The following is a 19,203-nucleotide window of genomic DNA, read 5'->3' as shown; positions in this document are numbered from 1 at the left end:
CGCCCTGCCAGCCCCCTGTGCCGGAGCCGTCATCGAGGGACGCTACGCTGCCCCTCGACACTCGCGATCACTGCGCCGCCGACGCGGTGTCCCCTCCGCCCCTCACCACGATCAGCACTGGACTCCGTAACTTCATGTCTTGGTTTGAATCGCTCATCCTCGGACTCGTCCAGGGGCTGACCGAGTTCCTCCCCGTGTCCTCCAGCGCGCATCTGCGGCTGACCGCGGCGTTCTCGGGCTGGGAGGACCCGGGTGCGGCCTTCACGGCGATCACGCAGATCGGCACGGAGGCCGCGGTGCTGATCTACTTCCGCAAGGACATCGGGCGGATCATCCTGGCGTGGCTGAAGTCGCTGACGAACAAGGAGATGCGGCGCGACCACGACGCCCAGATGGGCTGGCTGGTGATCGTGGGCTCGATCCCGATCGGCGTCCTGGGTGTGACCCTCAAGGACCAGATCGAGGGCCCCTTCCGCGACCTGCGCATCACGGCGACGATGCTGATCGTCGTCGGCATCATCATCGGCATCGCCGACCGGCTGGCGGCACGTGACGAGTCGGGCGGCCGGCATCGCGCCGCCAAGCAGCGCAAGGGGCTCGAGGACCTGAACGTGAAGGACGGCCTGATCTTCGGCCTGTGCCAGTCCGCGGCCCTCATCCCCGGCGTCTCCCGCTCCGGCGCCACCATCAGCGGCGGCCTCTTCATGGGCTACCAGCGCGAGGCCGCGGCCCGCTACTCCTTCCTCCTCGCGATCCCGGCCGTGCTCGCCTCGGGCCTCTTCGAGCTCAAGGACGCGATGGAGAGCGGCCACGTCTCCTGGGGCCCGACGATCTTCGCGACGCTGATTGCCTTCGCCACCGGTTACGCGGTCATCGCGTGGTTCATGAAGTACATCTCGACCAAGAGCTTCATGCCGTTCGTCTGGTACCGCATCGCACTCGGCATCGTCATCATCGTCCTGGTGACGGCGGGCGTGCTCAGCCCGCACGCGGCGGAGTCGGCGGGCTGACGAGCGCCCAGTCGCCCATGGCCCTGACCCAGCGGTTCGCCCGCGTCACCCCGGAGTACCTCGAGCGCTGCCGAGCCTCCGCGCTCGACTCCCCCGGGTCGGCGCCCGGCTGGAACCCGCCGTCCGACGATCTCCTGGACACGGACTGGGCGATATGGGGCCTCATCTCGCACTGCCGCTCGACGGGAGTCGACCCGGCCGTGACCGCGCTGCTCGACCGGGCGGTCTCCGGGGACCCCGGCGGGGACATCGGCTTCCTCGATCACGACGAGTTGTACGACGACAGGACGGCGTCGAGGTCGACGCTGTGGATCTCGTCGAACACGTCAGAGCGATGCGGAAGTTCTACGCCGAGGCAGCCCGGCCCGGCCATTGCGTGATCGTCTGGACCGACTGAGGGCGGGAGCTCGCTGACCCACCAGTCAGTAACAGTCCCCGCGCCCGAAATCCGTGACCAATCACATACGTTGCGCGTAGCCGTCCGGTAGCGCACTGTCAGCTCTTGCCCCTAGGCTTGCCCGCATGTCCCCCCATTCCTTAGACCCTGGTTCCGTGCGCTCTGCTGGCGAGGTGAACGAGGAGATACGCGCCCTGTGGCTGCGCGCGGGCGGCTCGCTGTCGGCTCAGGAGCGCGCGGAGTACGAACTGCTGGTGGTCGAGTGGGCGGCCGCCATCCGCGGTGAGGTCATCGAGGCGGCTTGAGGCAGGGGCTGCGCACAAGACGTCCGGGCCCTCTCCTATGATCCACTCCATGGAGCATCTGGACGACGTGCCGCCGCGCCGCGGCCTCATCGTCTTCCTCAACGGCACGTCCAGTTCGGGCAAGTCGAGCATCGCGACCGAACTGCTGCGGATCCTCCCTGAGCCGTACTTCCACATGCCCGTCGACGCCTTCCACGCGATGCGGTCCCAGGCCCCCGTCCCGCCGGACGACGTCGCCACCGTCCTCCACCGCACCTGGCAGGGCTTCCACCGCGCGGTCGCGGGCATGGCCGCCGCCGGCAACAACGTCGTCGTCGACCACGTACTGAGCGCTGAATGGCGCCTCAGGGACTGTCTGGCGCTCTTCGAGCCACAGGACGTCGTCCTGGTCAAAGTGCACTGCAGTCCACAGGAGTTGGAGCGCAGGGAGCGCGAGCGCGGCGACCGGCCGCCCGGCCTCGCCGTCGGCCAGCTGGCGCGGGTGCACGCTCACGGCGTCTACGACCTGGAGTGCGACACCGAACAGAGCACACCGCAGGAATGCGCCCGCCAAATCAAGGAGTTCCTGCCCGGCAGGCCCGGCCCTACCGCCTTCGAACGGCTTCGCCGGTCATCGGCTGCTCGATCATCGGTGGCTCTCGGCTCGTAGATGCCCGAGGACATCGTCCTCCAGCGGAAACGCCCGCTCCTGCGGCAACAGCTCGGCCGCGCGATCCAGTTCACCCGCCCTTACACGCGCGTGGACCTCCGTGGCGAGCGGAGTCACGTCCTCGATGCCGACGATCCACTCGTCCGCGTACCGGGCGGCCGCCTCCCCGGAGAGCCCCAGCTGCAGGGACCGGTACGGCAGAGCGTTGAGGCGCAGATCGCGTTCCGGATCCCACTGCACGCGCGCGGGTGCCGCCCTCAACTGCCGTTTCCAGCCGGCCTGGTCACCGTGCAGGGCGGGCACGTAGTGCGAGAGGCACGCGTTTCGCAGCGCCCAGACGAAGCCCTCCCGGCTGATCTCGACGGCGAGGACGGTCTCCTGGTTCTGCTTCGTGGCCCAGCCGCAGCGGTACATCATCCAGAGGAACGACGGCTTGATCCACGTCATGCGCTCGCGGCTCCACGATGACGGAAAGCGGCCGCCCCGGGCCGCGGCCAGGCCGATCTCGGGCTGGTAGGCCTGGTAGACGGTGACCGTGGACTCGGTGTGGTGGGCGCGTATGCGAAACCTTGGTTCCTGCCGGAGGGGTGGCACGGGCCGGTCGTTCTGATCATTCACGGAGGACAGCCTCCCTGCCGCCCCCCGCGGAGATCCACCGAATATCGCCGTATCGCTGCACGCCCCCTTGGCTCAACCCACCTCATGCCCAACACTGAGCCGATGACGCAGCGTGTGGAACTCGCCACCCTGAGGGACCGGCTCGCGGTGGACGAACTGATCACCGAGTACGCGGTGGCCGTGGACGACGGCGACTGGGCGGCGTACCGGAACCTGTTCGCCCCTGCCGGCCGCGCGGACTACCGCTCGGCGGGCGGCATCGAGGGGGACGCCGGACAGGTCGCCGGGTGGCTCGCGGAGAGTATGCGCCTGTTCTCGATGCGGCAGCATCTCATCGTCAACCGCCGGGTGCGCTTCGGAGTCCTGGAGCAGGACACCGGCGACACGGCCCGGGTCCAGGCCGACTACGTCAATCCCATGCGGTTCGCCGAGAACGGCACGGGATCCTCCGCCCCCGACTTCGTGTGCGGCGGCCGGTACTCCTTCGGACTGCTGCGGACGTACGACGGCTGGCGGATGCACGAGGTGGTCGTACAGGAGAAGTGGCGCCGACTGCCCGAGCGGACCGCGCCGGCGGTGATCGACTGAGCGGACGCCCACTGTCCCACTGTCAGTGCCTGCGAGCACACTGGAAGCACCACGGGGTAGGGAGACGCCGCATGAAGACGATCAGCCACTGGCTCGCCTCGCCGTGGCGGCGCTCGACCGCCGCCACGCTGGCCGGTGCGCTGCCCGTGCTCGCCTTCCCGGAGCCTTCGCTGTGGTGGTTCGCGTACGTCGCCCTGGTCCCGTGGATCGCGCTGCTCCGCTCCGCGCCGACGGGGAAGCGGGCGTTGTACGACGGCTGGTGGGGCGGGTTCGGCTTCATGCTGGCGATGCACCACTGGCTGCTGCCGAACCTGCATGTGTTCACGTTCGTCCTCGCCGCCCTGCTCGGCGCGCTGTGGGCCCCTTGGGGATGGCTGGTGCGCCGCTTCCTGGCCGGGAGACCGTCCGCGGGGCGCGTAGCGGCGGCCCTCGTCGTCCTGCCGTCGGGCTGGCTGCTGATCGAGCTGGTCCGCTCCTGGCAGGGGCTCGGCGGGCCGTGGGGCGTGCTGGGCTCCAGTCAGTGGGAGGTGGAGCCCGCGCTGCGCCTCGCCTCGGTGGGCGGGGTGTGGCTGATCAGCTTCCTGGCGGTGGCCGTCAATGTCGCGGCCGCCGTCCTCGTGACGGTGCGGAGAGTGTGGGTACCGGCGGTGGCGGGGCTTCTCGTCACGGCCGTCGTCACCTCGGCCGTGTGGGTGTGGTCCCCGCGACCCCACGTCGACGACCGGGTCCGGATCGCCGTCGTGCAGCCAGGTGTCATCCCGGGCGGGGGCGCAGACCGGCGTTTCGACCGGGAGGAGCAGCTCACCCGCGAGCTGGCCGGTCAGGACGTCGACCTGGTCGTCTGGGGTGAGAGCAGCGTCGGCTACGACCTCGACGACCGGCCCGACTTCGCCCGGCGGCTCGCCGCACTGGCGCGCGAGACGGGGGCGAACATCCTGGTCAACGTGGATGCGCGGCGCTCCGACAAGCCCGGCATCTACAAGAGCTCGATCCTGGTCGGCCCGGACGGCCTGACCGGCGAGCGCTACGACAAGATGCGGCTGGTCCCCTTCGGGGAGTACATACCGGCCCGCTCGCTGCTGGGCTGGGCCACCTCCGTGGGCGAGGCGGCGGCCGAGGACCGCAGGCGCGGCACGCGGCAGGTCGTCATGGACGCCGGGCACGGGCTGCGCGTCGGCCCGATGGTCTGCTTCGAGTCCGCGTTCTCCGACATGAGCCGCAACCTCGCCGACGACGGCGCCGAGGTGCTGATCGCCCAGTCGGCGACCTCGACGTTCCAGCAGAGCTGGGCCCCCGAGCAGCACGCCTCGCTCGCCGCGCTGCGCGCCGCCGAGACCGGCCGCCCGATGGTGCACGCGACGCTGACCGGCGTCTCCGCCGTGTACGGCCCGAGCGGGCAGCGCATCGGTTCCTGGCTGGGCACGAGCGCGAGCACGAGCGCCGTCTACGAGGTGCCGCTGTCCGCCGGTGTCACGCCGTACGTCCGCTTCGGCGAGTGGCCGGTGCAGGCGGCGCTGCTGATCATGGCCGTCTGGGGCGTGGGTGAGGGCATCCGGACCCTGCGGCCCCGGCTCAGGCGGCCCGCTGCTCCTGAACCGCCCGTACGACCCGCTCGCACAGCTCATGGGTCGCCAGCGCGTCCCGGGCGCTGAGCACCTTGCCCGCGCGCACGGCGTCGAGGAAGGCCAGCGCCGCCTGCTCGATGCCGCGCTGCCGGGCCACCGGCACCCAGTCCCCGCGCCGCCGGACGGTCGGCTGGCCCTTGTGGTCGACGACCTCGGCGAGGTTCAGCACCTGACGCTTGGTGTCCTGCCCGGACACCTCGAGGATCTCCTCGGCCGAACCGCTGAGCCGGTTCATCACGCCGAGCGCGGTGAAGCCGTCCCCGGCGAGCTGCAGCACGACATGGTGCAGCAGCCCGCCCTCGACGCGGGCTCGCACGGTCATGTCGTCGACCGGGCCGGGCACCAGGAAGCGCAGGGTGTCCACGACGTGGATGAAGTCGTCCAGGATCATCGAGCGCGGTTCCTCCGGCAGCCCGATCCGGTTCTTCTGCATCAGGATCAGCTCGCGCGGATGGTCGGCGCACTGCACATAGCCGGGCGCGTATCGCCGGTTGAAGCCGACGGCGAGGCTCACATCGCGCCGCTCGGCGAGCACCACCAGCCGCTCGGACTCGGCGAAGCGATAGGCGAGCGGTTTGTCGACATACGTCGGCACACCCGCCTCCAGCAGCCGGGTCACGATCTCCGGATGGGCGACGGTGGGCGCGTGCACGAAGGCGGCGTCGAGGCCTTGGGCGAGGAGTGAGTCGAGGTCCTCGTGCCGCTGCTCCGGCGGCAGGTGGAGACCGTCGGCGACCCGGGCGAGCGTCGCGGGCGTACGGGTCTGCAGATGCAGTTCGACTCCGGGCCGGCCGCCGAGCACCGGCAGGTAGGCCTTCTGCGCGATGTCACCGAGTCCGATGCAGCCGACCTTCACGGGGTGCACTCCTCTAGCGGTTGCCTGCGGGGGTCTTCCCGGCAGCATACGGCGGCTGTGGCGGCCGCCAGTTCGCGATGCCGTCGAAGCCCCGGAGGAAGAGCAGGGGGGCGGCCTTGGACAGCGCGGCGATCGTCGTGTTCCGTACGGCGATCCCGGCCCGGCCGGTCATCATGTTGAGCCGGCCGATCTTGACGGCCTGGCGGGCGATGGCGGTCGTACGCGGGAGGCGCTCCGCCGTGTAGGCGGCGAGGCCGTCGCCGACGGAGTTCCCCCGAGCCTGACCAGGAGCCTGGGTGAGGGCCAGGACGACCGCGTCCTCGATGGCCTGGTTGCCGCCCTGCCCCAGCGTCGGCGGCATGGCGTGCGCGGCGTCCCCGACCAGGGCGACCCGGCCGAGGTGGTAGGCGGGCAGCGGCTCGGCGATGAGGTGGACGTCGTGGCGCAGGACGTCCTCGGGGCGGGCGGCGGCGAGGATCGCTGGGATCGGGTCGTGCCAGTCGCCGTACCGGCGCAGCAGTTCGGCCTTCTCGTCGTCGGGCGCGCGTTCTCCGGAGGGCGTGCGGGCGGCGGCGTACGCGTAGACCCGGCCGTCCTTGAGCGGGTGCGAGCCCCAGATACGGCCGCGGCCCCAGGTCTCGTGCGAGGCGAACTCCGCGCCAGGCACCGGGATGACGACCCGCCACGTGGTGAACCCGGAGTACACGGTCCCGGGGTGGTCCGGGAACAGCGCCCGGCGTACGGCCGACTGAATGCCGTCGGCGGCCACCACCAGGTCGGCCTCGAGGTCGCCGTCCGCGGTGCTCACGCGCGCGGGCCGGTCGGCGTCGCCCGGGTCGGCGACGACGGCGGCGGCTCCGGGACGGACGGCCTCGGCGGGGAGTCCTGCGGCGAGGCTGTTGACGAGAGTGGCCCGGTGCAGCAGGACGAGAGGGCCGCCGAAGCGTCGGGCCACGGCGTCGGCGTCCGTCCGGGAGAGCCAGCGCCCCGACGGGGTACGCAGCCCTCCGTCCCCCTGCCAGGCCGCGAGGTCGCGGATCTCGTCGCCGAGCCCGATGACGTCCAGCGCGCGCAGGGAGTTGGGCGCGAGGGAGATGGCCGCGCCGACCGGCTCAAGGGACCGGGCCCGCTCCAGCACGGTGACGTCCCAGCCGCCGCGGTGCAGTGCGGCCGCCGCGGTCAGGCCGCCGATGCCGCCGCCGATCACGACGGCCCGCCTGGACTGTGCCATGGCTCCTCCTCGCAAAGGATGCGGGTACAGATCCCACAGTAACTACAGGTGTAGTGAAGCAGTGCACCGACTGTACTACAGGCGTAGTGAAACGGGTAGGTTGATCTCCATGGCCGAACGCACCACCGTCGGCGGCACCCGCGCCGACCTCGTCGCCGACACCGCCCTCGCCCTGCTCGCCGAGCGCGGCATGCGCGGGCTCACGCACCGGGCGGTCGACGAGGCGGCCGGGCTTCCCCCGGGCTCCACCTCGAACCTCGCCCGCACCCGGCAGGCGCTGCTGGAGCTGGCGGTGCGCCGGCTCGCCCACCGCGAGGCGCGTGTCCTGGCACTGGAGGAGATGCCGGACCCGCGGGCCGGCCTCGACTCGCTCGTGGCCGGCCTGGCCCTGGCGACGCACCGCGCCCTGACCCACGGCCGCGAACTCACCCTCGCCCGCTACGAACTGGCCCTGGAGGCCACGCGCCGCCCCGAGCTGCGCGCCTACTTCGACGCCACGGGCGCCCGCTTCCGCGACCAGCTCACCGCGATGGTCACCGCGATGGGGTCGACCGATCCCGCCCGGCACGTACTGTCCCTGGTGGCCTGGGCCGACGGGCTGATGTTCAGCTGCGTGGCCGGGTCCTACAGCACGGAGGTGCCGAGCCTGGAGGAGGTCCGGGCGGGACTGCGCGAGCTGCTCGACGGGATGTTCGGCCGGTGAGCCGGCGACGTGAAAACTCCTCGTGATCCGGCCCGAGTTGAGCAAGGATGCGAGCATGACGACCGAACGCCGTGAGCCTGCCACCACCGCCGACGAGCGCACGATGCTGGAGGGCTGGCTGGAGTACCACCGGCAGACCCTCGCCTGGAAGTGCGAGGGCCTGACCGACGCCCAGCTCAGGACCGCCTCGGTGGAGCCGTCAAAGCTGTCCCTGATGGGGTTGGTGCGGCACATGGCGGAGGTGGAGCGGGGCTGGTTCCGCAAGGTGCTCGCGGCCGAGGACGCCGGCCCGATCTACTACACCGAGGCGGACCCGGACGGCGAGTTCCACCTCTCCGAGACGGACGCCTGGGAGGAGGCGTACGCCACCTGGCAGGCCGAGATCGAGTGCGCCCGGCGCAACGCGGCCCGCTTCGGCCTCGACGACATCTCCGAGGGCAAGCACCGGCGGACCGGCGAGCGGTTCAACCTGCGCTGGATCTACACCCACATGATCGAGGAGTACGCCCGCCACAACGGCCACGCCGACCTGGTCCGCGAGCGCGTCGACGGCGCCACGGGCGACTGACGTCAGCCGGGGCGGGAGCGCGCCGCCCGTACGGGGTCAGAGATCACCCGTGCGGATCAACCTCCGCTCGTCCGGTGCCCCAACGGCCGCTCGACCCACCAGAGTTGCGCGCGTGCATCGAACGACGACCACCGCAACGCTCCTGGTCACCGTGGCTGTCTCGGCCCTCTCCGGCTGTACGACGGTCCAGGGACCGAAGCCGCCCGGCCCACCGGTGCCGACACCGTCCCAGCCGCCGGCGCCGCGACCGGGCGTGCCGACGGAACGGCCGGTCGTGCAGTCGCCGGCCCGCGAGGCCTTGACCCTCATCGACCCGTCCCGCCGCCCGGACCCCACGCCGTCCACCGCACACGCCGCGTCCCCCGCCGCCGAGCCACCGGCGAAGGAACACCCAGCCCCCCGCTCACACTCGCACCACTCCCGCCCCGAACGCCACGAACCCCACCGCCCCGCCGCCGACACCCCGAAGCGACCGCCGGTCAAGATCCCCGACGTGCCCCAGCCGATCCGCCCCGAGGCCCCGAAGAACACGGACGTCTGCGCGCTGGGCAGGGAGTACGGGAAGTGGCGGGCGGACAGCCCGGAGTCGAGGATCTGCGAGCAGACGTACGGGCAGTAGGGCCAAGCCCCAGGCCGACTCAAGCGGCTTGCGCAGTCTTCGGTCGGCCGCACAGCCCGGCCTACGCCCCCTCCCCCAGCCACCCTTCCAACCGCCGGATCTCCGCCCGCACCCCGTCCCCGTACCCGTCGTCCCCCAACACGCCCGCCGCCCCCCGCGCCCGGCGCAGATGCACGCGCGCGGCCTCCGCGCGGCCGAGCTTCACATAGTCGGCGGCCAGGTTCAGATGCAGCGAGGGATACAGCGCCCGCATGCCCGGAGCACTACCCGCCCCCTCCGCCTCGGTCAGCGCCCGCAGATCCCACGCCAGCTCGTCCGAGGGGTCGTCCTGCGTGTCCGCCAGGTAGTGCGCGAGCGTGCACCGGTGCAGGGGGTCGCCGTCCTCGCCGAGCTCCGTCCACAGGTCCAGCAACCGGCGCCGGGCCTCCTCCCGGTCCCCCGCGTGATGGAGCATGACGACCTGCCCGATCCGCGTCAGCAACGCGTCCGGCGCCGCTTGCTCCCGTTGCTCCGCCACACCGGCCTCCGGACCCTCGTCGGATGATCCCTCCGACGCTAACGGCCCCCACCGGCGATCCGGGTCAGGCGGCTCCGTACGGCACCGGGCCGGTCCGGCGCGGGACCGGCCCCGCGACGGTCAGCCCAGGTCCTGGATCCGCCAGTCGATCGGCTCGTGCCCCTGCCGGGCCACCGCCTCGTCGATCTGCGTGAACGGGCGGGAGCCGAAGAACTTCTTCGCCGACAGCGGGGAGGGGTGCGCCCCCTTGACCACCACATGCCGTGTCTCGTCGATGAGCGGGAGCTTCTTCTGGGCGTAGTTGCCCCAGAGCACGAACACCGCGGGGTCGGGCCGGTCGGCCACGGCGCGGATCACGGCGTCGGTGAACTTCTCCCAGCCCTTGCCCTTGTGCGAGTTCGCCTCGCCGCCGCGGACCGTCAGCACCGCGTTGAGCAGCAGGACGCCCTGCTCGGCCCACGGCATGAGATAGCCGTTGTCGGGGACAGGGTGGCCGAGCTCCTCCTTCATCTCCTTGTAGATGTTGCGCAGGGAAGGCGGCGTCTTCACTCCGGGGCGGACCGAGAAGCACAGGCCGTGGCCCTGGCCCTCGCCGTGATACGGGTCCTGGCCGAGGATCAGGACCTTCACCTTCTCGTACGGCGTCGCCTCCAGCGCGGCGAAGACCTCCTCGCGCGGAGGGTAGACGGGACCCTTCGCCCGCTCCTCCTCGACGAACTCCGTCAGCTCCTTGAAGTAGGGCTGCTGCAGCTCGTCACCCAGAACCCCGCGCCAGGACTCGGGCAGCATGGCGATGTCGGTCACGTCAACTTCCTTACGGTGTGCGGCAGACGATGTGCGGTCCACGACCAGCGGTCGCTTCCAGGTCTCAGAACCTACAGGCGACCACTGACAATCGCTCCGCGGACCGCACATCCCGACAGGCCGCCCCGCCGGTGGGTCTCCCTACCAGCTGGTCTTGCGGTACAGCTCCCCCACCAACATGATCGTCGACGGGTCCAGCGCCCGCTCCGCGCCCGAGATCTCCGAGCTCGCGGCCACGTACTGCCGGCCCTGCCACAGCGGCAGCAGCCGCGCGTCGTCGACGAGGATGCGCTGGGCGTCCTCGAAGTCCTTGACCACGTTGGCGCGGTCGCTCTGGGCGCGGGAGCTGGGCAGCAGAGTCTCGGTGATCTTGGGCGTCACGTAGGGCGTGCCGAGCGCGTTCTGCTTGCCGACGAAGGGCGCGATGAAGTTGTCCGCGTCCGGGAAGTCGGGGAACCAGCCGCGTCCGAACACCGGGTACTCGCCGTTCTGGTAGCCGGTGACATACGTCTTCCAGGGGCGGCTCTTGAGGGTGATCTTGAAGAGCCCGGACTCCTCCAGCTGGCTCTTCAGCTCCTCGAACTCGCCCTTGGTGGCGGAGCCGTATCGGTCGCTGGTGTACCAGAACTCGAGCGGGACGGGGGTCGAGATGCCCGCCTCGGTGAGGATGTTGCGGGCCTTGGCCGCGCTGGGGTCGCCGTAGTCGTCGAAGAAGCCCGTGGTGTGTCCGGTCAGGCCCTTGGGGACCATGGAGTACAGCGGCTCGACGGTGTCCTTGTAGACCTTGTGGGCGATCGCCGGGCGGTCGACGAGCTGGGCGATGGCCTTGCGGACGGCGGACTTGCCGGCCATCGGGTCCTTGGGGTTGAAGACCAGGTAGTTGATCTCGGTGCCGGAGCCCTCGATCAGCTGGAGTTCGTCCTTGTCGTCGGCCTGGAGGTCGACGATGTCGTCGGCGGCGAGACCGCGGATGGCGACGTCGAGCTCCTTGTCGCGCAGCGCGCCGACCATGGTGGGCGAGTCCTGGAAGTACCGGATCGTCACCGCGTCGTTCTTGCGTTCCGCGTACCCCTGGTAGCTGTCGTTCTTGAGGAGCTCGGCCTCCTTCCCCTCGTCGTAGGACTCGAGGGTGTACGGCCCGGACCCGACGATGCTGTTGTCCTCGCGCAGCTTGTCGGCCGGGTAGTCCTCGGGGTCGACGATCGACATGGCGGGCGTGGCGAGCACGAACGGGAAGGTGGCGTCGGCCTTGTTCAGGTGGAAGACGACCTCGCGGTCGTTGAGCACCTGGACCCGGTCGAGGCTGCCGAGCAGACCGGCGGGACCGCCGTTGACGTTGATCTCCCGGATGCGGTCGATCGAGTGCTTGACCGCCTTCGCGTCGAGCGTGTGCCCGTCGGAGAACTTCAGGCCCTCGCGCAACTCGCACTTGTACTTCATGTTCGAGTTGTCGGTGAACTGGCAGCTCTCGGCGGCGTCGGGCTCGGGCTCGCTCGCGCCGGAGGGGTAGCTGAGCAGCGTCTGGTAAATGTTGCGGAACAGTTCCCAGGAGCTGTCCCAGGCCGCAGCGGGATCAAGGGTGCTGGGAGCGGCGGTCGTCCCCACGACGATCGGTCCCGCCTCCTCCGTCGAATCGGACGAGAGAACACCGCACCCTGCCACCAGGGACGATATGGACGCGATGGCCGCCACCTGCCGCAGGCGTCGGATCCGGTTGAACACGCGCACGCTCCTCGATCTGCCATGCCAAGGGTCGGCAAAACATACCGCAGTGTTCCGGCCGGTGGACCTCCGGTCTCAGGAGGTCTTGGCCACCTCTTCGATGACTACGTTGTCAAAGGCCGCTGATCTCCCGATACGTCGACACGGGCGCCGCTCGTGTCCAGCGGCGCCCGTGTCGATGTCGGTGTCGGTGTCGTGTCCCGTGCGTCAGCCGACGCCGGCGTTGAGGAAGATGCCGCCGTCGACGACGAGCGTCTGACCGGTGACCCAGTCGGACTGGTCCGAGGTGAGGAACGCGGCGGCGCCGCCGATGTCGGAGGGCACGCCGAGGCGGGCCAGCGGGTAGGCCGCGGCGGCCTCCTCCTCGCGGCCCTCGTAGAGCGCCTGCGCGAACTTGGTCTTCACCACGGCCGGGGCGATCGCGTTGACCCGCACCTTGGGCGCGAACTCGTGCGCCATCTGCTGGGTGAGGTTGATCATCGCGGCCTTGCTGACGCCGTAGGCGGCGATGAAGGGCGAGGGCGCGATGCCCGCGACGGAGGCGATGTTGACGATCGCGCCGCCGTTGTCCTTCTGCCAGGCGTGCCAGGTCTTCTGCGCGAAGCCGAGCGCCGAGATCACGTTGGTCTCGAAGACCTTGCGCGCGACACCCAGGTCGAGGTCGGCGAGCGGCCCGAACACCGGGTTCGTGCCGGCGTTGTTGACCAGGTAGTCGACCCGGCCGAAGGCCTCCATGGCGCGCTCGACGGCGACGGCCTGGTGGGCCTCGTCGTGCGCCTTGCCGGCCACGTAGACGGCGCGCTCGGCGCCGAGCTGCTCGACGGCCTCCTTGAGGGCGTCCTCGGTGCGGCCGGTGATGACGACGCGGTCGCCGCGCGCGACGAGCGCCTCGGCGACGCCGTAGCCGATGCCGCGGCTGGCGCCCGTGATGAGGGCGACCTTGCCGGAGAGTTCAGGCAGTGCAGTCATGTCCGTGTTCTCCCTGATCCCTAGTCGAGCGGTCCGCCGGCGACGTACAGCACCTGGCCGGAGACGAAGCCGGCCGCCTCGCCCGTGAAGAAGGCGATGGCGTTGGCGATGTCCTCCGGCTCGCCGACCCGCGCCACCGGGATCTGGGTGGCGGCGGCGGCCTTGAAGTCCTCGAAGCCCATGCCGACGCGGTCGGCGGTGGCCTTGGTCATCTCGGTGGCGATGAATCCGGGGGCGACGGAGTTGGCGGTGACGCCGAACTTGCCGAGCTCCTTGGCGAGGGTCTTGGTGAAGCCCTGCAGACCGGCCTTGGCGGCGGAGTAGTTGACCTGGCCGCGGTTGCCGAGCGCGGAGGACGAGGAGAGGTTGACGATGCGGCCGAAGCCCGCGTCCACCATGTGCTTCTGACACGCCTTGGACATCAGGAAGGCGCCGCGCAGGTGGACGTTCATGACGGTGTCCCAGTCGGAGACGCTCATCTTGAACAGCAGGTTGTCACGGAGCACGCCCGCGTTGTTGACCAGGATGGTCGGGGCGCCGAGCTCCTCGGCGATCCGCGCGACCGCGGCCTCGACCTGCGCCTCGTCGGAGACGTCGCACCCGACCGCGAGCGCCTTGCCGCCGGCCGCGGTGATCTTCTCCACGGTGTCCTTGCAGGCCGCCTCGTCGAGGTCGATCACGGCGACCGCGCGCCCTTCGGCGGCCAGCCGTACGGCGGTGGCGGCGCCGATGCCGCGCGCTCCGCCGGTGACCACGGCGACCCGCTGCTCAGTGGTGGACATCAGTGACTCTCCTCGGGTGAGCGACCGCTTAGTACCTTCGATGCACGTGACGCTAGAAGTCCTGGCACGCGGTGTCAACGGTGACCACGTGCATGTGATCCATTACCTGATCCGCTACTTCACCAACCGGTCAAGCAGCCGCTCCGCCTCGGCCGCAGGATCGGCGGTGAGCCCGGTGTGCACGGGCCCCGGCTGGACGACCGTCGAGCGGGGCGCGATCAGCCAGCGGAAGCGCCGACCGGCGTCGTCACCGGCCGCCTGACCCGCCGGCTCACCGCCGCCGCAGACGCGCTCGACGGCGCCGAGGGCGGCCCGGACGCCGGCCACGTCCGCGTCCGGGTCGAGGACGAGCAGCCGGGCCTCGTCGAGGTGGGTGCGGGCACCGACGTAGCCCCGGGCCCGGCAGTACACCAGCACGCCCGCGTTGACGCACTCGCCGCGTTCGACACGGGGCACGACGCGCAGGAGGGCGTACTCGAAGACGTCCCGGTCGTTCGACTCGCCGCCCCGGATGATGTGGCGTTCGACCACATGGCCGGCCATGTGGATGTGTCGCTCGCTCACTTGCTCTCCTCGATTCCGGTGACGCGCTCGTGGACGACGGCGGCGCGGGCGAGCAGGGGCCGCGCATAGGCCCGGCGGAGATCGTCGGGTGTGTCGAAGCCCGGTTCGCCGGCCAGCCAGGCGTCCGGGATCCCGGCGGTCACCTCGGCGAGCAGTTCCTCGGTGACCAGCGGCGCCAACTCGGCGGCGGCGCCCCGCACATCGGGCGCGAAGGGGGCGAGGGCGTGGTCGGAGGCGTCGTAGGGGCGCGCCGCCGATGCCTCCGCCCCGGGCCAGTTGTGGTGCCAGATCATGGTCGCGCCGTGGTCGATGAGCCACAGCTCGCCCTGCCACATCAGCAGGTTGGGGTTGCGCCAGGACCGGTCGACGTTGTTCACCAGGGCGTCGAACCAGACGATGCGGCCCGCCTCTTCGGAGCTCACCTCGAACGCGAGGGGGTCGAAGCCGAGCGCGCCGGAGAGGAAGTCCATGCCGAGGTTGGTGCCGCCGCTGGACCTGAGCAGCTCCTGCACCTGCTGGTCGGGCTCGCCGAGCCCCAGCACCGGGTCGAGCTCCATCGTCACCAGCCGGGGCACCCTGAGGCCCAGCCTGCGGGCGAGTTCACCGCAGACGACCTCCGCGACCAGCGTCTTGCGGCCCTGTCCGGCGCCGGTGAACTTCATGACGTACGTCCCGAAGTCGTCGGCCTCGACGAGCCCCGGCAGCGAGCCGCCCTCACGCAGGGGCGTGATGTAGCGGGTCGCGATGACTTCCTTGAGCATCGTCCCAGGTTACTGGCGCGGGAGCGGCGGCCGGGACGGCCCGGGCGGGCGCCGATGCTTTCGCGCCGACAGCGGACCGACAGCTTCGGACAGGGAACCGACAGGTCCGCTTTACCCACCTCTTCGCCGGACCGGGTCAGGATTCCGACATCGTCTGAACAGCCGGTCCCAAAGGACCGTACCTCTCGGCAGATCAAGAATCCGCGGAAGGAACGTCAGCATGACCAGCGAATCAGTTCAGCCGGTGTCGGGACCGAGCCGCCGTACCGTCGTGGCGGCGGTCGGCGCGGCGGGGCTCGCCGTCGCGCTGACCGCATGCGGGTCGGAGGACGAGCCGTCCACCGGCTCCGCGCTCGCGAAGACCTCCGACATACCGGAGGGCGGGGGCAAGGTCTTCAGCGACGAGAAGGTGGTGGTCTCGCAGCCGACGGCGGGCGACTACAAGGCCTTCTCGACGATCTGCACCCACCAGAACTGTCCGATGACGGACCTCAAGGAGGACACCCTCTCCTGTGCCTGCCACGGCAGCCAGTTCTCCGTCCTCGACGGCAGCGTGAAGAAGGGGCCGGCCACCCAGGCGCTGGCCGCCAAGGAGATCAGCGTGTCGGGCGACTCGATCACGCTCGCCTGACCTTCGGCGTGGGACAGGGCTCAGGCCCGGCCCGCTCGGCGTGGACGCTTGAAGCAGCCCAGTACCTCGTCCGTGGTCGCGACCGTGGCGACCAACGCGAGGGTGTGGCGGATCATCGCCCGGGTGTAGTCGGAGGGCACCCCGGCGACGGCGTCCCGTGGCACCACCACGACATACCCCCGGTTCACGGCGTCGAAGACGGCGCTCGGGATCGCCACGTTGGCCGAGACGCCGGTGACGATCAGCGTGCGGCAGCCGAGGTTGCGCAGCAGGGCGTCGACGTCGGTGCCCTGGATCGGGGACAGGCCGTGCAGCCGCCGTACGACGATGTCCTCCTCGGCGACCTCGATCGGCGCCGCCACCCGCACCGCCGTGGTGCCGGACAGCTGCTGGACGGGGAGGCGTTCGGCGGCGCGGAACAGGCGGGCGTTGTGGTTGGCACCGCGTCCGTCGGGGCGGCGTTCGGCGATCGCGTGGATCACCTGGACGCCGCTCTCGTGGGCCGCCGCGACCAGCCGGGCGACGTTGGCGAGGGCACCCGAGGAGCGGGCCTCCTTGGCGAGTTCGGGCAGCGCGCTGTCCGGTCCGACGACGCCCTGCTGGCACTCGACGGTGAGCAGGACGGTGGTCGCGGGGTCGAGGAGTTCACTGAGTTCGGCGTACGACGGCATGGGTCCCCCTGTGACCGACGGCGGCGTGGGCGGGCGAGCGTAGCCACCCTCGCGTAAGGACGGAACCACCATTGCGTGTCGGCGGAAGACGACTCATCCTTTTCTGACGTGATGTCAGAGGATCTCTCCTCTGGCACGACGTGAGAGAAGAGGGGGCCGCATGACCGTCACTCAGCGCCGAGGCCGCAAGATCATGATGACGCCCGGCGAGCTGGACGAGTTTCTCACCGAGCAGCGCACCTGCCGGGTCGCCACCGTGTCCACCGACGGCTTCCCGCATGTCAGCGCCCTGTGGTTCGCCTGGGACGGCCTCTCGCTGTGGCTGTACTCGGTCGTCCGCAGCAAGCGCTGGACCGATCTGCGCCGTGATCCGCGGGTCGCGATCGTGATCGACACGGGTGAGGAGTACGAGCAGCTGCGCGGCGTCGAGCTGTCCGGCACCGTCGAGTTCGTGGGCGAGAGCCCGCGTGTCGGCGAGCTGCGGGCCGAACTCGACGTCCCCGAGACGCTGTTCGCCCGCAAGAACTTCGGCCTCGACGAGATGCCGCACGACGGCCGGCACGCCTGGGTGCGGCTGACGCCGGAGAAGATCGTGTCGTGGGACTTCCGGAAGCTGGGGTCTCTGTAGGAGGCGTCAGGAGACGTTCTCCCCCGCTTCACGCAGCGCCCGCACCGCCGCCCGGATCGAGGGGCGGCGGTCGGCGTCGGCTCGCCAGACGACGTACACATGCCGCCGCACCCGCTGCTTGAGCGGCACGGTCACGACCGCCGAAGGCATCGGATGGCGCCCCAGCAGCGGCGCGATGCACACGCCGAGTCCGGCCGCGACCAGCGCGAGCTGGGTGTGCGTCTCGGGGGCGCGGTGGCCGAGAAGAGGCTCGATGCCCTTGGAGCGCAGCGTGAACATCAGCCACTCGTGACAGAACTCGCCCTCGCCCCAGGTGATCCACTCGTCCTCGGCGAACTCGGTGAGGTCCACCTCGTCCCGGTCGGCGAGCCGGTGCCCCGCGGGCAACGCCACGTCGGCCGGGTCGTCCAGGATGTGCGCCTTGACCAGGCCCTCGGGCAGCGCCATCGGCTTGTTGTACCAGTCGAGCACGACGGCCAGATCCAGGTCGCCGCGGATCACTCCGGCGATGCCGGTCTCCGGCTCGAGCTCGCAGGAGCGCACCCGCAGCGCGGGGTGCTCCGCGCGCAGGGCGGAGAGCGCGGACGGGAACAGCCCGCGCGCGGCGGTCGGGAACGCCGCGAGCCTCAGTTCGCCGACGACCTTTCCGCGCTGCGCCTCCAGGTCGGACTGGGCCAGCTCGACCTGCGACAGGATGCGCGCGGCATGCTCGGCGAGCAGCCGCCCGGCGTCGGTGAGCCGGACGCCCCGGCCGTTCTTGGCGAGGAGCTGCTGGCCGATCTCGCGCTCCAGCTTGGACATCTGCTGCGACACGGCGGACGTCGTGATGTGCAGCCCCTCGGCGGCGCCGCTGACCGAGCCGTGGCGGGCGAGGGCGTCCAGGGTGCGCAGGCGCTCCAGATTCAACATGTAAGCAATACTACGAGATATCGCGTGCAAAATCTCGATTGTGCTACGAGATCATGTGCAGCATCGTTGCTGCCATGACCACCGCCACCGCCTCGCGCACCCCGGCCGCAGCGCCTGTCCGTCCTCTCCCCCGCCGCCGTCTCGACTGGCGGCTGCGCTTCGCCGCGCTCTCCCTGATCTGGGGCTTCAGCTTCCTGCTCATCAAGGTGGGCACCGACGGCTACGCACCCTTCCAAGTCACACTCGGGCGACTGGTGTTCGGTACGGCGGTGCTGGCGGCGGCGATGGCGGTGAAGCGGGAGCGGCTGCCGCGCGGGGCGCGCACGTGGGGGCATCTGACGGTTGCCGCGTTCCTGTTGAACGCGCTGCCGTCCTCGCTGTTCGCGTATTCCGAGTTGACCATTCCGTCCACGCTGGCGGGTATCTGCAACGCGACCTCGCCCCTGTGGGGCATGGCCCTGTCCCTGGTCGCGCTCTCGGAGGACCGGCCGACGCGGGTGAGGGTGGCCGGGCTCGGTATCGGATTTCTCGGTGTGCTGACGGTGTTGGGTGCGTGGCAGGGGTTCGCCGGACTGGACGCCACGGGTACGGCGATGGCGCTGCTGGCCTCGCTGAGCTACCCGATCGGGTGGATATACGTCCGCCGGACCCTGGCCGGGTCCGGTGAGTCGCATCTGTCGCTGACCGGGGCGCAGTTGTTGCTGGCGACGGGACAACTGGCCGTTGTGACGCCGCTCTTCACCTCCATGCCGACGCGGGTGTCGCTGGTCCCTCTGCTTGCGATCGTGGCCCTGGGGGCGCTTGGTACCGGGCTCGCCGTGTTGATCCAGTACGGGCTGGTCGCGGAGGTCGGGCCGACCACGGCGCAGATGGTCACGTACTTCATTCCGGTCATCGCGACGGCTGCGGGGGTTGCCCTGTTGGGCGAGTCGTTGAGCTGGTCGACGCCGGTGGGGGCGGCGATCGTGTTGGCGGGGGCGGCGCTTACGCAGGTGCGGCGGAAGAGCGCCTAGCTGGTGGGGAGGCGCGGAATGATCGTGTGCGGTGCGGGTGCGTTGCGGCTTGTCGCGCAGTTC

At 70.6% G+C, this 19,203-nt stretch carries 24 protein-coding genes; 12 read left to right on the top strand and 12 right to left on the bottom strand.

The genetic code is table 11. The annotated features are described in order from the left end of the window. The first annotated feature begins 134 nt into the window (after positions 1–134). The 4 genes from ABD932_RS41895 to ABD932_RS41880 all read left to right on the top strand — a co-directional run bounded on the left by ABD932_RS41895 (position 135) and on the right by ABD932_RS41880 (position 2,361). Positions 135–1,010, top strand: coding sequence for an undecaprenyl-diphosphate phosphatase (locus ABD932_RS41895; RefSeq protein WP_345021517.1), 876 nt, complete (start codon positions 135–137; stop codon positions 1,008–1,010). Between the two features lie 17 nt (positions 1,011–1,027). Further along, positions 1,028–1,390 (top strand): hypothetical protein, encoded by a 363-nt coding sequence (locus tag ABD932_RS41890; protein WP_345021515.1) that lies wholly within the window; start codon positions 1,028–1,030, stop codon positions 1,388–1,390. Positions 1,391–1,532: 142 nt separating this feature from the next. Further along, on the top strand, positions 1,533–1,712 hold the full coding sequence (locus tag ABD932_RS41885; protein ID WP_126389818.1) for a hypothetical protein: 180 nt from the start codon (positions 1,533–1,535) through the stop codon (positions 1,710–1,712). A gap of 49 nt (positions 1,713–1,761) precedes the next feature. Beyond that, a complete protein-coding gene (locus ABD932_RS41880; RefSeq protein ID WP_345021513.1) occupies positions 1,762–2,361 on the top strand; it encodes a chloramphenicol phosphotransferase CPT family protein in 600 nt (199 codons plus the stop codon). Here ABD932_RS41880 and ABD932_RS41875 read toward each other — a convergent pair. Further along, complete coding sequence (locus ABD932_RS41875; RefSeq protein WP_345021511.1) at positions 2,338–2,979, bottom strand: DUF4291 domain-containing protein; 642 nt, start codon at positions 2,977–2,979, stop codon at positions 2,338–2,340. The genes ABD932_RS41880 and ABD932_RS41875 overlap by 24 nt on opposite strands. A 102-nt stretch (positions 2,980–3,081) precedes the next feature. Here ABD932_RS41875 and ABD932_RS41870 point away from each other — a divergent pair, with 102 nt between their 5' ends. Together ABD932_RS41870 and lnt are read left to right on the top strand one after the other, a co-directional pair. Next, positions 3,082–3,567, top strand: coding sequence for a nuclear transport factor 2 family protein (locus ABD932_RS41870; RefSeq protein ID WP_345021510.1), 486 nt, complete (start codon positions 3,082–3,084; stop codon positions 3,565–3,567). Positions 3,568–3,638: 71 nt separating this feature from the next. Further along, on the top strand, positions 3,639–5,219 hold the full coding sequence (gene lnt, locus ABD932_RS41865) for an apolipoprotein N-acyltransferase (protein ID WP_345021508.1): 1,581 nt from the start codon (positions 3,639–3,641) through the stop codon (positions 5,217–5,219). On the opposite strand, the gene ABD932_RS41860 is transcribed toward lnt, so the two are convergent. After that, on the bottom strand, positions 5,140–6,048 hold the full coding sequence (locus tag ABD932_RS41860) for a Gfo/Idh/MocA family protein (RefSeq protein ID WP_345021506.1): 909 nt from the start codon (positions 6,046–6,048) through the stop codon (positions 5,140–5,142). The two genes, lnt and ABD932_RS41860, sit on opposite strands and share 80 nt — an antisense overlap. A 13-nt stretch (positions 6,049–6,061) precedes the next feature. Then, a complete protein-coding gene (locus ABD932_RS41855) occupies positions 6,062–7,279 on the bottom strand; it encodes an FAD-dependent monooxygenase (protein ID WP_345021504.1) in 1,218 nt (405 codons plus the stop codon). 109 nt (positions 7,280–7,388) lie between these two features. On the opposite strand from ABD932_RS41855, the gene ABD932_RS41850 reads away from it, so the two are divergent. From ABD932_RS41850 to ABD932_RS41840, 3 genes are all read left to right on the top strand, one after another. Next, a complete protein-coding gene (locus ABD932_RS41850) occupies positions 7,389–7,982 on the top strand; it encodes a TetR/AcrR family transcriptional regulator (RefSeq protein ID WP_345021502.1) in 594 nt (197 codons plus the stop codon). A gap of 55 nt (positions 7,983–8,037) precedes the next feature. Continuing rightward, positions 8,038–8,550 (top strand): DinB family protein, encoded by a 513-nt coding sequence (locus ABD932_RS41845; protein WP_345021500.1) that lies wholly within the window; start codon positions 8,038–8,040, stop codon positions 8,548–8,550. 112 nt (positions 8,551–8,662) lie between these two features. Beyond that, the gene (locus tag ABD932_RS41840; RefSeq protein WP_345021499.1) at positions 8,663–9,169 is read left to right on the top strand and encodes a hypothetical protein; all 507 of its coding nucleotides are present in this window, start codon (positions 8,663–8,665) and stop codon (positions 9,167–9,169) included. A 61-nt stretch (positions 9,170–9,230) separates the two neighbouring features. On the opposite strand, the gene ABD932_RS41835 is transcribed toward ABD932_RS41840, so the two are convergent. From ABD932_RS41835 to ABD932_RS41805, 7 genes are all read right to left on the bottom strand, one after another. Beyond that, entirely contained in the window at positions 9,231–9,686 is a 456-nt protein-coding gene (locus tag ABD932_RS41835) for a hypothetical protein (RefSeq protein WP_345021497.1), read from the bottom strand. A 120-nt stretch (positions 9,687–9,806) separates the two neighbouring features. Continuing rightward, the gene (gene ung, locus ABD932_RS41830) at positions 9,807–10,490 is read right to left on the bottom strand and encodes a uracil-DNA glycosylase (RefSeq protein ID WP_345021495.1); all 684 of its coding nucleotides are present in this window, start codon (positions 10,488–10,490) and stop codon (positions 9,807–9,809) included. 141 nt (positions 10,491–10,631) lie between these two features. Further along, the gene (locus ABD932_RS41825) at positions 10,632–12,212 is read right to left on the bottom strand and encodes an ABC transporter substrate-binding protein (RefSeq protein WP_345021493.1); all 1,581 of its coding nucleotides are present in this window, start codon (positions 12,210–12,212) and stop codon (positions 10,632–10,634) included. A gap of 207 nt (positions 12,213–12,419) precedes the next feature. After that, a complete protein-coding gene (locus ABD932_RS41820; RefSeq protein WP_345021491.1) occupies positions 12,420–13,181 on the bottom strand; it encodes an SDR family oxidoreductase in 762 nt (253 codons plus the stop codon). A gap of 20 nt (positions 13,182–13,201) precedes the next feature. Then, the gene (gene fabG, locus ABD932_RS41815; RefSeq protein ID WP_093904097.1) at positions 13,202–13,963 is read right to left on the bottom strand and encodes a 3-oxoacyl-ACP reductase FabG; all 762 of its coding nucleotides are present in this window, start codon (positions 13,961–13,963) and stop codon (positions 13,202–13,204) included. A 114-nt stretch (positions 13,964–14,077) separates the two neighbouring features. After that, positions 14,078–14,527: a DUF3037 domain-containing protein gene (locus tag ABD932_RS41810; protein ID WP_345021488.1), complete on the bottom strand. Its 450-nt coding sequence runs from the start codon at positions 14,525–14,527 to the stop codon at positions 14,078–14,080. Further along, on the bottom strand, positions 14,524–15,288 hold the full coding sequence (locus ABD932_RS41805; protein ID WP_345021486.1) for a HipA family kinase: 765 nt from the start codon (positions 15,286–15,288) through the stop codon (positions 14,524–14,526). Before ABD932_RS41805 ends, ABD932_RS41810 begins: the two co-directional genes overlap by 4 nt. 220 nt (positions 15,289–15,508) lie before the next feature. Here ABD932_RS41805 and ABD932_RS41800 point away from each other — a divergent pair, with 220 nt between their 5' ends. After that, positions 15,509–15,919 (top strand): Rieske (2Fe-2S) protein, encoded by a 411-nt coding sequence (locus tag ABD932_RS41800; RefSeq protein WP_345021484.1) that lies wholly within the window; start codon positions 15,509–15,511, stop codon positions 15,917–15,919. Between the two features lie 20 nt (positions 15,920–15,939). On the opposite strand, the gene ABD932_RS41795 is transcribed toward ABD932_RS41800, so the two are convergent. After that, positions 15,940–16,590, bottom strand: a complete 651-nt coding sequence (locus ABD932_RS41795) for a cysteine hydrolase family protein (protein WP_345021482.1) — start codon at positions 16,588–16,590, stop codon at positions 15,940–15,942. Between the two features lie 160 nt (positions 16,591–16,750). Between ABD932_RS41795 and ABD932_RS41790 the strand changes: the two genes are divergently transcribed. Beyond that, the gene (locus ABD932_RS41790; RefSeq protein WP_345021480.1) at positions 16,751–17,218 is read left to right on the top strand and encodes a pyridoxamine 5'-phosphate oxidase family protein; all 468 of its coding nucleotides are present in this window, start codon (positions 16,751–16,753) and stop codon (positions 17,216–17,218) included. A 6-nt stretch (positions 17,219–17,224) separates the two neighbouring features. Here the strand turns inward: ABD932_RS41790 and ABD932_RS41785 are convergent, their stop codons facing one another. Then, positions 17,225–18,127: a LysR family transcriptional regulator gene (locus ABD932_RS41785; protein ID WP_345021478.1), complete on the bottom strand. Its 903-nt coding sequence runs from the start codon at positions 18,125–18,127 to the stop codon at positions 17,225–17,227. Between the two features lie 38 nt (positions 18,128–18,165). Between ABD932_RS41785 and ABD932_RS41780 the strand changes: the two genes are divergently transcribed. Then, positions 18,166–19,140 (top strand): DMT family transporter, encoded by a 975-nt coding sequence (locus tag ABD932_RS41780; protein ID WP_425587592.1) that lies wholly within the window; start codon positions 18,166–18,168, stop codon positions 19,138–19,140. The last annotated feature ends 63 nt before the right edge of the window (positions 19,141–19,203 follow it).

This window comes from Streptomyces shaanxiensis (assembly GCF_039537145.1).
GTDB classification, from domain to species: Bacteria; Actinomycetota; Actinomycetes; order Streptomycetales; family Streptomycetaceae; genus Streptomyces; species Streptomyces shaanxiensis.
This window is presented reverse-complemented; position numbering and strand designations above follow the sequence as displayed.

What these genes read in the sequence shown, in the direction of transcription:
- ABD932_RS41895 (WP_345021517.1), top strand. Translation starts at nt 135, where the DNA reads ATGTCTTGGTTTGAATCGCTCATCCTCGGACTCGTCCAGGGGCTGACC.
- ABD932_RS41890 (WP_345021515.1), top strand. Translation starts at nt 1,028, where the DNA reads ATGGCCCTGACCCAGCGGTTCGCCCGCGTCACCCCGGAGTACCTCGAG.
- ABD932_RS41885 (WP_126389818.1), top strand. Translation starts at nt 1,533, where the DNA reads ATGTCCCCCCATTCCTTAGACCCTGGTTCCGTGCGCTCTGCTGGCGAG.
- ABD932_RS41880 (WP_345021513.1), top strand. Translation starts at nt 1,762, where the DNA reads ATGGAGCATCTGGACGACGTGCCGCCGCGCCGCGGCCTCATCGTCTTC.
- ABD932_RS41870 (WP_345021510.1), top strand. Translation starts at nt 3,082, where the DNA reads ATGACGCAGCGTGTGGAACTCGCCACCCTGAGGGACCGGCTCGCGGTG.
- lnt (WP_345021508.1), top strand. Translation starts at nt 3,639, where the DNA reads ATGAAGACGATCAGCCACTGGCTCGCCTCGCCGTGGCGGCGCTCGACC.
- ABD932_RS41855 (WP_345021504.1), bottom strand. Translation starts at nt 7,279, where the DNA reads ATGGCACAGTCCAGGCGGGCCGTCGTGATCGGCGGCGGCATCGGCGGC.
- ABD932_RS41850 (WP_345021502.1), top strand. Translation starts at nt 7,389, where the DNA reads ATGGCCGAACGCACCACCGTCGGCGGCACCCGCGCCGACCTCGTCGCC.
- ABD932_RS41845 (WP_345021500.1), top strand. Translation starts at nt 8,038, where the DNA reads ATGACGACCGAACGCCGTGAGCCTGCCACCACCGCCGACGAGCGCACG.
- ABD932_RS41820 (WP_345021491.1), bottom strand. Translation starts at nt 13,181, where the DNA reads ATGACTGCACTGCCTGAACTCTCCGGCAAGGTCGCCCTCATCACGGGC.
- fabG (WP_093904097.1), bottom strand. Translation starts at nt 13,963, where the DNA reads ATGTCCACCACTGAGCAGCGGGTCGCCGTGGTCACCGGCGGAGCGCGC.
- ABD932_RS41805 (WP_345021486.1), bottom strand. Translation starts at nt 15,288, where the DNA reads ATGCTCAAGGAAGTCATCGCGACCCGCTACATCACGCCCCTGCGTGAG.
- ABD932_RS41800 (WP_345021484.1), top strand. Translation starts at nt 15,509, where the DNA reads ATGACCAGCGAATCAGTTCAGCCGGTGTCGGGACCGAGCCGCCGTACC.
- ABD932_RS41795 (WP_345021482.1), bottom strand. Translation starts at nt 16,590, where the DNA reads ATGCCGTCGTACGCCGAACTCAGTGAACTCCTCGACCCCGCGACCACC.
- ABD932_RS41790 (WP_345021480.1), top strand. Translation starts at nt 16,751, where the DNA reads ATGACCGTCACTCAGCGCCGAGGCCGCAAGATCATGATGACGCCCGGC.
- ABD932_RS41785 (WP_345021478.1), bottom strand. Translation starts at nt 18,127, where the DNA reads ATGTTGAATCTGGAGCGCCTGCGCACCCTGGACGCCCTCGCCCGCCAC.